Below are 14552 nucleotides of genomic sequence, written 5' to 3' on the forward strand. Positions count from 1 at the left end.
TTCATGGCTAACATCAACACTATGTCTTTCGACGCCATCATCATTGGTGGTGGCGGTGCCGGCATGCGCGCAGCGCTGCAGCTGGCCCAGGGTGGTCACAAGACCGCCGTTGTAACCAAGGTGTTCCCGACGCGTTCGCACACTGTATCGGCCCAGGGTGGCATCACTTGCGCCATCGCTTCTGCCGATCCGAACGATGACTGGCGCTGGCACATGTACGATACCGTCAAAGGCTCCGACTACATCGGTGACCAGGACGCTATCGAGTACATGTGTTCCGTAGGCCCTGAGGCTGTGTTCGAACTGGAACACATGGGCCTGCCGTTCTCCCGTACCGAACAGGGCCGCATCTACCAGCGCCCATTCGGTGGCCAGTCCAAGGACTTCGGTAAAGGTGGCCAGGCTGCCCGTACCTGCGCAGCCGCCGACCGTACCGGTCACGCCCTGTTGCACACCTTGTACCAGGCCAACCTGAAAGCCGGCACTGTGTTCCTCAACGAATACTACGCCGTAGACCTGGTGAAGAACGCCGAAGGCGCCTTCGTCGGTGTGATCGCGATCTGCATCGAAACCGGTGAAACTTCGTACATCCGCGCTGACGCGACTGTACTGGCCACCGGCGGCGCTGGCCGTATCTATTCGTCCACCACCAATGCCCTGATCAACACCGGCGACGGCGTGGGCATGGCCCTGCGCGCTGGCGTGCCGGTGCAAGACATCGAAATGTGGCAGTTCCACCCAACCGGCATCGCCGGCGCAGGTGTACTGGTCACCGAAGGTTGCCGCGGTGAAGGCGGTTACCTGATCAACAAGCACGGCGAGCGTTTCATGGAACGTTATGCGCCGAACGCCAAAGACCTGGCCGGCCGCGACGTGGTTGCGCGCTCCATGGTCAAAGAGATCATCGCCGGCAACGGCTGTGGCCCTGATGGCGACCACGTGATGCTCAAGCTCGATCACCTGGGTGAAGAAGTTCTGCACAGCCGCCTGCCTGGCATTTGCGAGCTGTCCAAGACCTTTGCTCACGTTGACCCGGTGGTAGCACCTGTACCGGTCGTGCCGACCTGCCACTACATGATGGGCGGCGTTGCCACCAACATCCATGGCCAGGCCATCACCCAGGACGCCGAAGGCGTCGACACCATCATCCCTGGCCTGTTCGCAGTGGGTGAAGTGGCGTGCGTATCGGTTCACGGTGCCAACCGCCTGGGCGGCAACTCGCTGCTGGACCTGGTGGTCTTCGGTCGCGCCGCCGGCCTGCACCTGGAGCAGGCGCTGAGCGCCGGCGTTGAGTACAGCCGTGCCAGCGACACCGACATCGAAGTCGCCCTGGCCCGCCTGAACGGCCTGAACACCCGCACCACAGGCGAAGACGTCGCCACCCTGCGTAAAGAACTGCAGCAATGCATGCAGAACTACTTCGGCGTGTTCCGCACCGGCGAATACATGCAGAAGGGTATTGCCCAGCTGGCTGGCCTGCGCGAGCGCATCGCCAACGTCAAGATCAACGACAAGAGCCAGGGCTTCAACACCGCCCGGATCGAAGCGCTTGAACTGCAAAACCTGCTGGAAGTGGCCGAAGCTACGGCGATCGCCGCCGAGCATCGTAAAGAGTCCCGCGGTGCGCACGCTCGCGAAGACTTCGAAGACCGCGATGACGAAAACTGGCTGTGCCACACCCTGTTCTTCCCGGGTGAGAAGCGTGTTGCCAAGCGTGCCGTGAACTTCTCGCCAAAAACCGTTCCGACTTTCGAACCAAAAGTCCGGACTTACTAAGGGTGGCCGCCATGTTGAAAGTCAGTGTTTATCGCTACAACCCGGACGTGGACAGTGCCCCGTCCATGCAGGAATTCGATGTCAATACCGAGGGCAAGGACCTGATGGTCCTGGACGTGCTGGCGCTGATCAAGGAACAGGACGAGGGTTTCTCTTACCGTCGCTCCTGCCGTGAAGGCGTCTGCGGCTCCGACGGCATGAACATCAACGGCAAGAACGGCCTGGCGTGCGTCACGCCGCTGTCCGCTGTCGTAAAAGGTAACAAACTGATCGTGCGTCCTCTGCCTGGTTTGCCGGTTATCCGTGACCTGGTCGTCGATATGAGCATCTTCTACAAGCAGTACGAGAAGGTGAAGCCATTCCTGCAGAACGATACGCCGGCTCCGGCCATCGAGCGTCTGCAGTCGCCCGAAGAGCGTGAGAAGCTGGACGGTCTGTACGAGTGCATCCTGTGCGCTTGCTGCTCGACCTCCTGCCCATCCTTCTGGTGGAACCCGGACAAGTTCCTGGGCCCTGCTGCACTGCTGCAAGCCTACCGTTTCCTGGCTGACAGCCGTGACACCAAGACCACTGAGCGTCTGGCTTCCCTTGATGACCCGTTCAGCGTATTCCGCTGCCGCGGGATCATGAACTGCGTGAACGTCTGCCCCAAGGGTTTGAACCCTACCAAGGCGATCGGTCACGTACGTAACATGCTGCTGCAAAGCGGCGTTTGATGCACCTGTTGTACCCGTAACCCCCTGAGGTGCAGGTCTTCTTCAACCTGCGCCTCAGTGACAGCCATAGCGCGGCCCATAAGGCTTCGCTTTAATTTTGAAGCAATGAGTCCAGCAGGGGCATCCGGGCTGGTACCCGGACTATCTGTACGATGTTGAGTCGCCTGGTTCAGCCGCCAAAGTGGGGTTGTCCGCGCAGGCTTTGCATTCGCGCCGGTGGTGGGCCCCTAACCGAGGGTGACCAAGCATGCAAGAAAGCGTGATGCAGCGCATGTGGAACAGCGCCTACCTTTCAGGTGGTAACGCTGCCTATGTGGAAGAGCTCTACGAGCTTTACCTGCACGACCCTAACGCTGTGCCAGAAGAGTGGCGCACCTACTTTCAGAAGTTGCCCGCAGAAGGCAGTACTGCCACCGACGTTTCGCACTCCACGATTCGCGATCATTTCGTGCTGCTGGCCAAAAACCAGCGCCGCGCACAACCGGTATCCGCCGGCAGCGTGAGCAGCGAGCACGAGAAGAAGCAAGTTGAAGTGCTGCGATTGATCCAAGCCTACCGTATGCGCGGCCACCAAGCGGCCCAGCTCGACCCGCTGGGGTTGTGGCAGCGCCCTGCGCCGGCAGACCTGTCGATCAATCATTACGGCATGACCAATGCCGATCTTGATACGACCTTCCGTGCCGGAGACCTGTTCATCGGCAAGGAGGAGGCGAGCCTACGCGAAATTATCGAGGCTTTGCAGCAGACATATTGCCGCACCATCGGCTCCGAGTTCACCCACATCACTGATTCCGAGCAGCGCAGCTGGTTCCAGCAGCGTCTGGAAAGCGTGCGTGGGCGTCCGGTGTTCTCCGCCGAAATCAAGAACCACGTGCTCGAGCGCGTCACCGCTGCCGAAGGCCTTGAAAAGTACCTGGGTACCAAATACCCGGGCACCAAGCGTTTCGGTCTGGAAGGTGGCGAGAGCCTGATCCCGATGCTCGACGAGATGATCCAGCGTTCCGGTTCCTACGGCACCAAGGAAGTCGTGATCGGCATGGCGCACCGTGGCCGTCTGAACGTGCTGGTGAACACCTTCGGCAAGAACCCGCGCGACCTGTTCGACGAGTTCGAAGGCAAGAAGAAGGTTGAGCTGGGCTCCGGCGACGTGAAATACCACCAGGGTTTCTCGTCCAACGTGATGACCCCGGGCGGTGAAGTTCACCTGGCGATGGCGTTCAACCCCTCGCACCTTGAAATCGTGTCGCCCGTGGTCGAAGGTTCGGTGCGTGCCCGTCAGGATCGTCGCAACGACGCGGTCGGTGACAAGGTACTGCCGATCTCGCTGCACGGTGACGCGGCCTTCGCAGGCCAGGGCGTGGTGCTGGAAACCTTCCAGATGTCCCAGACCCGCGGTTTCAAGACCGGCGGCACGATTCACATCGTGATCAACAACCAGGTCGGTTTCACCATCAGCAACCCACGTGACGCGCGCTCCACCGAGTACGCCACCGACGTTGCCAAGATGATCCAGGCGCCGATCCTGCACGTGAACGGCGATGACCCGGAAGCGGTGCTGTTCGTCACCCAGATGGCCATCGACTACCGCATGCAGTTCAAGCGCGACATCGTGATTGACCTGGTGTGCTACCGCCGTCGCGGCCACAACGAGGCCGATGAGCCAAGTGGCACCCAGCCACTGATGTACCAGCAGATCGCCAAGCAGCGCACCACCCGTGAGCTGTACGCCGAAAGCCTGGTCAAGGGCGGTTCGCAAGACGAGGCCAGCGTTCAGGCCAAGGTCGACGAGTACCGCAATGCGCTGGACAACGGCCTGCACGTGGTCAAAAGCCTGGTCAAGGAACCGAACAAAGAGCTGTTCGTGGACTGGCGCCCCTACCTGGGCCACGCCTGGACGGCGCGTCACGACACCCGCTTTGATCTGAAAACCTTGCAGGAACTGTCTGCCAAGCTGCTGGAAATTCCAGAAGGCTTCGTGGTTCAGCGCCAGGTCGCCAAGATCTACGAAGACCGTCAGAAGATGCAAGCCGGCGGCCTGCCGATCAACTGGGGTTACGCCGAAACCATGGCGTACGCGACCCTGGCGTTCGAAGGTCACCCTGTGCGCATGACCGGCCAGGACATCGGCCGCGGTACGTTCTCGCACCGTCATGCCGTGTTGCACAACCAGAAGGATGCGGCAACTTACATCCCTCTGCAAAACCTGTATGCCGGCCAGCCACGTTTCGACCTGTACGATTCGTTCCTGTCCGAAGAAGCGGTACTGGCGTTTGAATACGGCTACTCCACCACCATGCCGAACGCATTGGTGATCTGGGAAGCCCAGTTCGGCGACTTCGCCAACGGTGCGCAGGTCGTGATCGATCAGTTCATCACCAGCGGCGAGCACAAGTGGGGCCGCTTGTGCGGTCTGACCATGCTGCTGCCACACGGTTACGAAGGGCAAGGTCCGGAGCACTCCTCGGCTCGCCTGGAGCGTTACCTGCAGCTGTGCGCCGAGCACAACATCCAGGTTTGCGTACCGACCACCCCGGCTCAGATCTACCATCTGTTGCGCCGCCAGGTGATCCGTCCGCTGCGCAAACCGTTGGTCGTGTTGACGCCCAAGTCGCTGCTGCGCCACAAGCTGGCCATCTCGACGTTGGAAGACTTGGCCGAAGGCTCGTTCCAGACCGTGATCCCGGAGATCGACAAACTGGATGCGGCCAAGGTCACTCGCCTGGTCCTGTGCAGCGGCAAGGTCTACTACGACTTGCTGGAAAAACGCCGTGCCGAAGGCCGCGAAGACATCGCCATCGTGCGTATCGAGCAGCTTTATCCGTTCCCGGAAGACGACCTGATGGAGGCCATCGCGCCTTACACCAACCTCACGAATGTCGTGTGGTGTCAGGAAGAACCGATGAACCAGGGTGCCTGGTACAGCAGTCAGCATCACCTGCGTCGCAGCATCGGTAACCACAACAAGGCCTTGAGCCTTGAATACGCTGGCCGCGACGCTTCTGCCGCGCCTGCCTGTGGTTACGCATCAATGCATGCCGAGCAGCAGGAAAAACTGCTGCGAGACGCATTTACTGTTTAAGCCTTCGCGCTACTGAACCGAATTAAAGGAACCACTGATAATGGCTATCGAGATCAAAGCCCCTACTTTTCCGGAATCGGTTGCCGATGGCACCGTTGCCACCTGGCACAAGAAACCGGGCGAAGCCGTCAAGCGTGACGACCTGATCGTCGACATCGAAACCGACAAGGTCGTGCTGGAAGTGCTGGCTACCGCCGACGGCGTACTGGGTGCCATCGTCAAGAACGAAGGCGACACCGTTCTGTCCGACGAAGTCCTGGGCTCTATCGAAGCGGGTGGCGCCGCCGCCGCTGCTCCGGCTGCCGCTGCTGCCCCTGCGCAAGCTGCTGCTGCCCCGGCTGGTGCTGACGAAGACGCCATCGGCGCGCCAGCTGCTCGCAAGCTGGCCGAAGAAAACGGCATCAACCTGAACAACGTCAAGGGCACCGGCAAAGACGGCCGCGTGACCAAGGAAGACGTGGTTGCCGCGATCGAAGCGAAGAAATCCGCGCCGGCCGCAGCACCTGCTGCCAAGCCTGCCGCTGCTGCCGCACCGGTTCTGGCTGCCGGTGATCGCGTTGAAAAACGCGTGCCGATGACCCGCCTGCGTGCCAAGGTTGCCGAGCGTCTGGTTGAAGCCCAGTCCAACATGGCGATGCTGACCACGTTCAACGAAGTCGACATGACCGAAGTCATGGCCCTGCGTTCCAAGTACAAGGACCTGTTCGAGAAGTCCCACAATGGCGTGCGCCTGGGCTTCATGTCGTTCTTTGTGAAGGCCGCCACCGAAGCGCTGAAGCGCTACCCGGCAGTCAACGCCTCGATCGACGGCTCGGACATCGTTTACCACGGTTATGCCGACGTCGGCGTTGCCGTGTCCAGCGACCGTGGCCTGGTAGTACCGGTACTGCGTAACGCTGAACTGATGAGCCTGGCTGAAATCGAAGGCGGCATCGCCACCTTCGGCAAGAAAGCCCGTGACGGCAAGCTGTCCATCGATGAGATGACTGGCGGTACCTTCACCATCACCAACGGTGGTACCTTCGGTTCGATGATGTCGACTCCGATCGTCAACCCGCCACAAGCCGCGATCCTGGGCATGCACAACATCCTTCAGCGTCCGATGGCCATCAATGGCCAAGTCGTGATTCGCCCGATGATGTACCTGGCACTGTCTTACGATCACCGCCTGATCGACGGTAAAGAAGCCGTGACGTTCCTCGTTACTATCAAAAACCTGCTTGAAGATCCGGCACGCCTGCTTCTGGATATCTAATAAGCAGCCACGAGCTGCAAGCTGCAACCCTCAAGCCATGCGCGGTGAGGCTTGAGCTTGCGGCCCGTAGCTTGCAGCTTGCAGCTAAAAGGAACCTTTTATGACTCAGAAATTCGACGTGGTAGTGATTGGCGCAGGCCCTGGCGGCTATGTAGCTGCTATTAAAGCTGCGCAACTTGGTCTCAAGACTGCCTGCATCGAGAAGTACGTTGACGGCGAGGGCAAGCTGGCCCTCGGCGGTACTTGCCTGAACGTTGGCTGCATTCCATCCAAGGCGCTGCTGGACAGCTCCTGGAAGTTTCACGAAGCACAAGACGGTTTTGCCATCCACGGTATCGGTCACAGCGGCGTGACCATGGACGTGCCTGCGATGGTCGGCCGTAAAGCCGGCATCGTTAAAAACCTGACCTCCGGCGTCGCCACCCTGTTCAAAGCCAACGGCGTGACGTCGCTGCAAGGCCACGGCAAGCTGTTGGCCGGCAAGAAAGTCGAAATCACCAAGCCAGACGGTTCGGTTGAAGTGGTTGAAGCCGACAATGTCATCCTGGCGTCCGGCTCGCGCCCGATCGACATTCCGCCGGCTCCGGTCGACAACAAGGTCATCGTCGACTCCACCGGCGCCCTGGAATTCCAATCCGTGCCTAAGCGCCTGGGCGTGATCGGCGCTGGCGTGATCGGCCTGGAGCTGGGTTCGGTATGGTCCCGCCTGGGCGCCGAAGTCACTGTGCTGGAAGCCCTGGACACGTTCCTGATGGCTGCCGACACCGCAGTGTCCAAGGAAGCGCTGAAAACCCTGACCAAACAAGGTCTGGACATCAAGCTGGGCGCACGCGTCACCGGTTCCAAAGTCAACGGCGAAGAAGTGGTGGTGACTTACACCAACGCCGAAGGCGAGCAGACCATCACGTTCGACAAGCTGATCGTTGCGGTCGGCCGTCGCCCGGTGACCACCGACCTGCTGGCTTCTGACAGCGGCGTGAACATCGACGAGCGCGGCTTCATTTTCGTCGACGATCACTGCACCACCAGCGTGCCTGGCGTGTATGCCATCGGCGACGTGGTACGTGGCATGATGCTGGCCCACAAGGCCTCGGAAGAGGGCATCATGGTTGTCGAGCGCATCAAGGGTCACAAGACCCAGATGAACTACGACCTGATCCCATCGGTTATCTACACCCACCCGGAAATCGCGTGGGTCGGTAAAACCGAACAAGCCTTGAAGGCTGAAGGCGTTGAAGTTAACGTAGGCACCTTCCCGTTTGCCGCCAGTGGCCGTGCCATGGCAGCGAACGATACCGGCGGTTTTGTAAAAGTCATCGCTGACGCCAAGACTGACCGCGTGTTGGGCGTTCACGTCATTGGCCCAAGCGCTGCAGAACTGGTTCAGCAAGGTGCAATCGGCATGGAATTCGGCACCAGCGCCGAAGACCTGGGCATGATGGTCTTCTCCCATCCAACCCTGTCCGAAGCCCTGCACGAAGCTGCACTGGCAGTGAATGGCGGCGCCATTCACATTGCCAACCGTAAGAAGCGTTAAACAATAAGAAACCACGGCGGACGGCCCGTCGTGAGCCTTGCGTGCAAGGCTCACCGCGGAAAGCCCGCCGGACTCGACCTCGCCCCGCAGACCCCCACGGTACATGCCTGGGGGATGCGGGGCGAACAAGCAGTCACAGGTGGCGCGGCACTTTTACAGCGCAGCGCCGAAAGCGCAGTACCTAACGAAGACGGTAAAAAGCATGAATCTTCACGAGTATCAGGGTAAGCAGCTGTTCGCTGAGTACGGCCTGCCAGTATCCAAGGGTTACGCGGTAGACACCCCGGAAGCAGCAGCAGAAGCGTGCGACAAGATCGGCGGCACCGAGTGGGTCGTCAAAGCCCAGGTCCACGCCGGTGGTCGCGGTAAAGCGGGCGGCGTCAAGCTGGTTCGCAGCAAAGAAGACGCCAAGGCCTTCGCACAGCAGTGGCTGGGCAAGCGTCTGGTGACTTACCAGACTGATGCCAATGGCCAGCCTGTTACCAAGATCCTGGTTGAATCCTGCACCGATATCGCCAAAGAGCTGTATCTGGGCGCAGTGGTAGACCGCTCCAGCCGTCGTATCGTGTTCATGGCTTCCACCGAAGGTGGCGTGGACATCGAGAAGATCGCACACGACACTCCTGAAAAGATTCTGAAAGCCACCATCGATCCACTGGTTGGCGCTCAGCCATTCCAAGGTCGCGAGCTGGCTTTCCAGCTGGGCCTGGAAGGCAAGCAAGTCGCTCAGTTCGCCAAGATCTTCGTAGGTCTGGCCAAGCTGTTCAAGGATCACGACCTGGCTCTGCTGGAAGTGAACCCGCTGGTGATCAAGGCTGACGGCGATCTGCACTGCCTGGACGCCAAGATCAACATCGACGCCAACGCCATGTACCGTCAGCCTAAGCTGAAGACTTTCCACGATCCGTCGCAAGACGATCCGCGCGAAGCGCACGCTGCCAAGTTCGAACTGAACTACGTGGCCCTGGAAGGCAACATCGGTTGCATGGTCAACGGTGCTGGCCTGGCCATGGGTACCATGGACATCGTCAACCTGCATGGCGGCAAACCAGCCAACTTCCTCGACGTAGGTGGTGGCGCTACCAAGGAACGCGTTACCGAAGCGTTCAAGATCATCCTGTCCGACACTAACGTGGCGGCCGTATTGGTCAACATCTTCGGCGGCATCGTTCGCTGCGACATGATTGCCGAAGGCATCATTGGCGCCGTTAAAGAAGTCGGCGTGAAAATCCCGGTTGTTGTTCGCCTTGAAGGTAACAACGCTGAGCTGGGCGCTAAAGTACTGGCAGAAAGCGGTTTGAACATCATCGCTGCTACCAGCCTGACCGACGCTGCTCAACAAGTTGTCAAAGCTGCGGAGGGCAAATAATGAGCGTCCTGATCAATAAAGACACCAAAGTTATCTGCCAGGGTATTACCGGTTCGCAAGGTAGTTTCCACACCCAGCAAGCCATCGAATACGGCACCAAGATGGTCGGTGGCGTTACCCCTGGCAAAGGCGGCACCGAGCACCTGGGCCTGCCCGTGTTCAACACCGTCAAAGACGCGGTCGCGGCCACTGGCGCTACCGCCAGCGTGATCTACGTTCCGGCTCCTTTCTGCAAAGACTCGATCCTGGAAGCTGCTTTGGGCGGCATCAAGCTGATCGTCTGCATCACCGAAGGCATTCCTACCCTGGACATGCTGGACGCCAAGGTTAAGTGCGACGAGCTGGGTATTACCCTGATCGGCCCTAACTGCCCAGGCGTGATCACCCCAGGCGAATGCAAGATCGGCATCATGCCAGGTCACATTCACTTGCCAGGCAAGGTCGGTATCGTGTCGCGTTCCGGCACCCTGACCTACGAAGCCGTCAAGCAAACCACTGACGCCGGTTTCGGTCAGTCGACTTGCGTCGGCATCGGCGGTGACCCGATCCCAGGCTCCAACTTCATCGACATCCTGAAGCTGTTCCAGGAAGACCCGAAGACCGAGGCGATCGTGATGATCGGCGAGATCGGCGGTTCGGCTGAAGAAGAAGCCGCTGCCTACATCAAGGCACACGTGACCAAGCCGGTTGTTTCCTACATCGCTGGTGTGACTGCTCCTCCGGGCAAGCGCATGGGCCATGCTGGCGCAATCATCTCCGGCGGCAAAGGCACTGCAGACGAGAAATTCGCTGCACTGCAAGACGCAGGTGTCAAAACCGTGCGTTCGCTGGCAGACATCGGCAAGGCCCTGGCCGAGCTGACTGGCTGGGCCGTCAAGTAAGCCTCGTGCTTAACTGACAGCGCTGCTGACAAAAGCCACCTTCGGGTGGCTTTTGTGTTTTTGCACTTTCCCACAATTTTCTGTCTGTAATGCGACATGCCGGTGCGTTCATCGGACACTGCGATCGGTATCAGTGCGTTTATCGTGCAAAAACGATACCCTGTACGCCATTTTTGTGAGTCGGCCCCACAAGGGCTGAACGAACAACTCAAGACGCCCTCATCCAGGCCGTCTGTATTTCCCTCATCCAAGGGGAGATCCCTCTCTAATTCCGATTCAGCAGTGTGGTTTCCTTAAATGAAAGTGTTGAAAGGCCAGGACATCCTGGCATTGGGCTTCATGACGTTCGCCTTGTTCGTCGGTGCCGGTAACATCATCTTCCCGCCTATCGTCGGTTTGCAGTCCGGGCCACACGTCTGGATGGCGGCGCTGGGCTTTCTGATCACGGCCGTGGGCCTGCCGGTCATCACCGTTGTCGCGCTGGCCAAGGTCGGTGGCGGCATGGACGCGCTGAGCAGCCCGATCGGCAAGGTCGCCGGTGGCTTGCTGGCCGCCGTCGCCTACCTGGCCGTGGGCCCGCTGTTCGCCACCCCGCGGACCGCCACGGTGTCGTTCGAAGTGGGCCTTGCGCCCCTGACCGGTGATACGCCGCTGGCCTTGTTCCTGTACAGCGCGGTGTACTTCCTGCTGGTGTTCTTCATTTCGCTGTACCCCGGCCGCTTGCTGGACACCGTGGGGCGCTTCCTGGCGCCGCTGAAGATCATCGCCCTGGCGGTGCTGGGCATTGCGGCATTCGCACTGCCAGCCGGTCCCGTTGGCGTGGCAGAGCCTGCCTATGTGGCAGCGCCGTTCTCCCAAGGCTTCATCAATGGTTACCTGACCATGGATACCTTGGGCGCGCTGGTGTTCGGCATTGTCATCGTCAACGCCATCCGCTCGCGCGGCGTCGAATCGCCGGTGCTGATCACCCGCTACGCCATCATTGCCGGCCTCATCGCTGGTGTCGGCCTGGCGCTGGTGTACATCAGCCTGTTCCGCCTGGGGGCGGGCAGCCCATCAGTGGCCGCCGGTGCCAGCAACGGCGCCATGGTGCTGCACGCTTATGTGCAGCACACCTTCGGTTCGTTGGGCAGCGGTTTCCTGGCCGTGCTGATCTCCCTGGCGTGCCTGGTCACGGCCGTGGGGCTGACCTGTGCCTGTGCCGAGTACTTCAGCCGCGTGTTGCCACTGTCCTACAAGACCCTGGTGGTGTTGCTGGCCGCGTTCTCGCTGCTGGTGTCCAACCTGGGCTTGACCAAGCTGATTGCGTTCTCGATTCCAGTGCTGACCGCCATCTACCCACCGTGCATCGCCTTGGTGGCGTTGAGCTTCTGCAATGAGTTCTGGCGCTCGCCCACCCGCGTGGTTGCGCCGGTGATGGCTGTGTCGTTGCTGTTTGGCTTGATCGACGCCCTCAAGGGTGCAGGCTTGGGCGACTGGCTGCCGGCCTCCTTGGCGCACCTGCCGTTGAGCGACCAAGGCCTGGCCTGGTTGGTACCTACCGTGGTGGCCCTGGCTGGCGCGGTGGTGTTCGACCGCGTGATGGGTAAGCCTGCCGAAGCGATCGCGTAAGCCTTCCCCCTCATAAAAATACCCCGCCAAGTTGCGGGGTATTTTTTTGTCCGGTGACCTGTTTTTGATCTGCCCTTGATCTGCCCTTGATCTGCTCTTGATCTGCTTGGTTTTTGATCTTGATTGTATGCCCCATTAAGCGCCCGGGCCGACTGGAGGCGTCGATCAAGCGGCCGGAGGCGTAGCCGCCGGAGACGGAGCCGGAGACGCTTCTATTCCGGGCCGTCGTCCGCTTGAGCGATGCCGGAGGGAGGGGACCCGTAGCGCAGCGTAGGGCCCAAGCAGGGGCAAGCCTTTTTTGCTTATTTTTTGGCTGGGCCGGCACACCGGGCGTTTGACAAAAAGTGAGCCGGCGTAAGGCCGGAAAGGTGATTCGGCATCACCCTAACCAATGGATATGTTCACCGTTTTAAGAGCAAGCTTCAAAGATGCGTGAACATATCCATTATCAATGGCGCGATCACTTCACCTTTCCGCCCTTACGGCGTCTTACTTTTTGTCAAACGCCACAAAAAGTAAGCAAAAAAGGCTTGCCCCTGCTTGGGCCCTCCGCTGCGCTGCGGGTCCCCTCCTTCCGGCGTCGCTCAAGGGGCAGACGGCACCGGCTATAGAAGCTTGCCGGCTGCCGTCTTCCTCGGCTGCGCCTCGGGCCCTGCGGGCTGCCCCTTGAGCGACGCCTCCAGTCGGCCCGGGCGCTTAACGGGGCATGCCATCAAGATCAAAAGCAGATCAAGATCAAGATCAGGATCGAGAGCCAAAACCAAAGCCAAAGCCAAATTCTGCTCTTGATCTGCTCTTGATCTGCTTGGTTTTTGATCTTGATTGTATGCCCCATTAAGCGCCCGGGCCGACTGGAGGCGCCGATCAAGCGGCCGGAGGCGTAGCCGCCGGAGACGGAGCCGGAGGCGCTTCTATTCCGGGCCGTCGTCCGCTTGAGCGATGCCGGAGGGAGGGGACCCGTAGCGCAGCGTAGGGCCCAAGCAGGGGCAAGCCTTTTTTGCTTACTTTTTGTGGCGTTTGACAAAAAGTGAGCCGGCGTAAGGCCGGAAAGGTGATTCGGCATCACCCTAACCAATGGAATGTTCACCGTTTTAAGAGCAAGCTTCAAAGATGCGTGAACATATCCATTATCAATGGCGCGATCACTTCACCGTTCCGCCCTTACGGCGTCTTACTTTTTGTCAAACGCCACAAAAAGTAAGCAAAAAAGGCTTGCCCCTGCTTGGGCCCTCCGCTGCGCTGCGGGTCCCCTCCTTCCGGCGTCGCTCAAGGGGCAGACGGCACCGGCTATAGAAGCTTGCCGGCTGCCGTCTTCCTCGGCTGCGCCTCGGGCCCTGCGGGCCGCCCCTTGAGCGACGCCTCCAGTCGGCCCGGGCGCTTTACGGGGCATACCATCAAGATCAAGAGCAGATCAAGATCAAGATCAAGATCAAGATCAAGATCAAGATCAAGAGCAGATCAAGATCAAGATCAAGATCAGATCAAGAGCAGTGGGCACGAAATCGTTCGGGCAATGGTCTATACCCATCACATGCCCGACTGCCCGGGCGCTCAAGGGAGAGACGCGAATGAGCATACCGTTCTGGTGTGTGTTTATCAGTGCACTGCTGATCTATATAGCCCGGGCGCCAGTCGCCAAGGCAATGAAAGAGCAGGGCGGCTACAACAACCATGAGCCGCGAGCGCAGCAGGCACAGTTGACCGGCTTGGGCGCCAGGGCCGTGGCGGCGCATCAAAACAGCTTCGAGGCGTTCATGCTGTTCGCGGTGGGGGTGTTGATGGCGCATACCACCCAGACCCAAGGCTACTTGATCGACTTGTTGGCGATCATCTTCGTGATCAGCAGGGTTATCTACCTGTTCCTGTACTGGAACGACAAGCCGTCGGCCCGAAGTGCGGTGTGGGTGGTGGGCATACTCTGTTCGTTATTGTTGATGTTAAGCCCGGTGTATCGCTACCTGGTCATGATGTAACAGGCATGAAAAAGCCCGACGCAACGGTCGGGCTTTGTGCATCCGTCGCAACAGGCTTAGTTTTTGGCCGGTGCGTCAGTTGCTGGAGCTGCGGTAGAGCCGTCGGAGTTTTCCTTGGCGCGCTCTTGTTGCGCTTCAGTACTGGATTTGGCCGCTTCAGCGTTTTCTTTCGCTGCATCGTTCACTTTATCCTGAGCATCGTCCATTTTCTGCTGGGCGTTCTCGGCGTGTTGCTGCGCGTCCTGAGCCTTGTCCTCGGACTTTTTATCGCAGGCGGCGAGGCCCAGGGAGGCGGCCAGCATCAAGGCATAAGCTAAAGTTTTACGCATGGGGTGTTTCTCCTTATTGAATAAGT

Annotated in this window: 10 protein-coding genes; 9 read left to right on the forward strand and 1 reads right to left on the reverse strand. The window is 59.6% G+C overall.

Features of this window, described 5'->3' with window-relative positions:
- Positions 1 to 3: 3 nt before the first annotated feature.
- The 9 genes from sdhA to L9B60_RS19990 all read left to right on the forward strand — a co-directional run bounded on the left by sdhA (position 4) and on the right by L9B60_RS19990 (position 14197).
- Positions 4 to 1776, forward strand: a complete 1773-nt coding sequence (gene sdhA / locus L9B60_RS19950) for a succinate dehydrogenase flavoprotein subunit (RefSeq protein WP_249672458.1) — start codon at positions 4 to 6, stop codon at positions 1774 to 1776.
- Between the two features lie 11 nt (positions 1777 to 1787).
- The gene (locus tag L9B60_RS19955; protein ID WP_249672459.1) at positions 1788 to 2492 is read left to right on the forward strand and encodes a succinate dehydrogenase iron-sulfur subunit; all 705 of its coding nucleotides are present in this window, start codon (positions 1788 to 1790) and stop codon (positions 2490 to 2492) included.
- Between the two features lie 247 nt (positions 2493 to 2739).
- Positions 2740 to 5571, forward strand: coding sequence for a 2-oxoglutarate dehydrogenase E1 component (locus L9B60_RS19960; protein ID WP_249672460.1), 2832 nt, complete (start codon positions 2740 to 2742; stop codon positions 5569 to 5571).
- A 40-nt stretch (positions 5572 to 5611) separates the two neighbouring features.
- Positions 5612 to 6826 (forward strand): 2-oxoglutarate dehydrogenase complex dihydrolipoyllysine-residue succinyltransferase, encoded by a 1215-nt coding sequence (gene odhB, locus L9B60_RS19965; protein ID WP_249672461.1) that lies wholly within the window; start codon positions 5612 to 5614, stop codon positions 6824 to 6826.
- Positions 6827 to 6926: 100 nt separating this feature from the next.
- Complete coding sequence (gene lpdA / locus L9B60_RS19970) at positions 6927 to 8363, forward strand: dihydrolipoyl dehydrogenase (RefSeq protein ID WP_249672462.1); 1437 nt, start codon at positions 6927 to 6929, stop codon at positions 8361 to 8363.
- A 202-nt stretch (positions 8364 to 8565) separates the two neighbouring features.
- The gene (gene sucC, locus L9B60_RS19975) at positions 8566 to 9732 is read left to right on the forward strand and encodes an ADP-forming succinate--CoA ligase subunit beta (protein WP_249672463.1); all 1167 of its coding nucleotides are present in this window, start codon (positions 8566 to 8568) and stop codon (positions 9730 to 9732) included.
- Positions 9732 to 10613: a succinate--CoA ligase subunit alpha gene (gene sucD / locus L9B60_RS19980; RefSeq protein ID WP_249672464.1), complete on the forward strand. Its 882-nt coding sequence runs from the start codon at positions 9732 to 9734 to the stop codon at positions 10611 to 10613. Before sucC ends, sucD begins: the two co-directional genes overlap by 1 nt.
- Before the next feature lie 297 nt (positions 10614 to 10910).
- On the forward strand, positions 10911 to 12224 hold the full coding sequence (brnQ, locus tag L9B60_RS19985; protein ID WP_249672465.1) for a branched-chain amino acid transport system II carrier protein: 1314 nt from the start codon (positions 10911 to 10913) through the stop codon (positions 12222 to 12224).
- Positions 12225 to 13792: 1568 nt separating this feature from the next.
- Entirely contained in the window at positions 13793 to 14197 is a 405-nt protein-coding gene (locus L9B60_RS19990; protein ID WP_249672466.1) for an MAPEG family protein, read from the forward strand.
- Positions 14198 to 14253: 56 nt separating this feature from the next.
- Here the strand turns inward: L9B60_RS19990 and L9B60_RS19995 are convergent, their stop codons facing one another.
- A complete protein-coding gene (locus tag L9B60_RS19995; RefSeq protein ID WP_249672467.1) occupies positions 14254 to 14526 on the reverse strand; it encodes a hypothetical protein in 273 nt (90 codons plus the stop codon).
- Between the last annotated feature and the right edge of the window lie 26 nt (positions 14527 to 14552).

Origin of the sequence: Pseudomonas abieticivorans, from assembly GCF_023509015.1 — a bacterium.
Lineage (GTDB): Bacteria > Pseudomonadota > Gammaproteobacteria > Pseudomonadales > Pseudomonadaceae > Aquipseudomonas > Aquipseudomonas abieticivorans.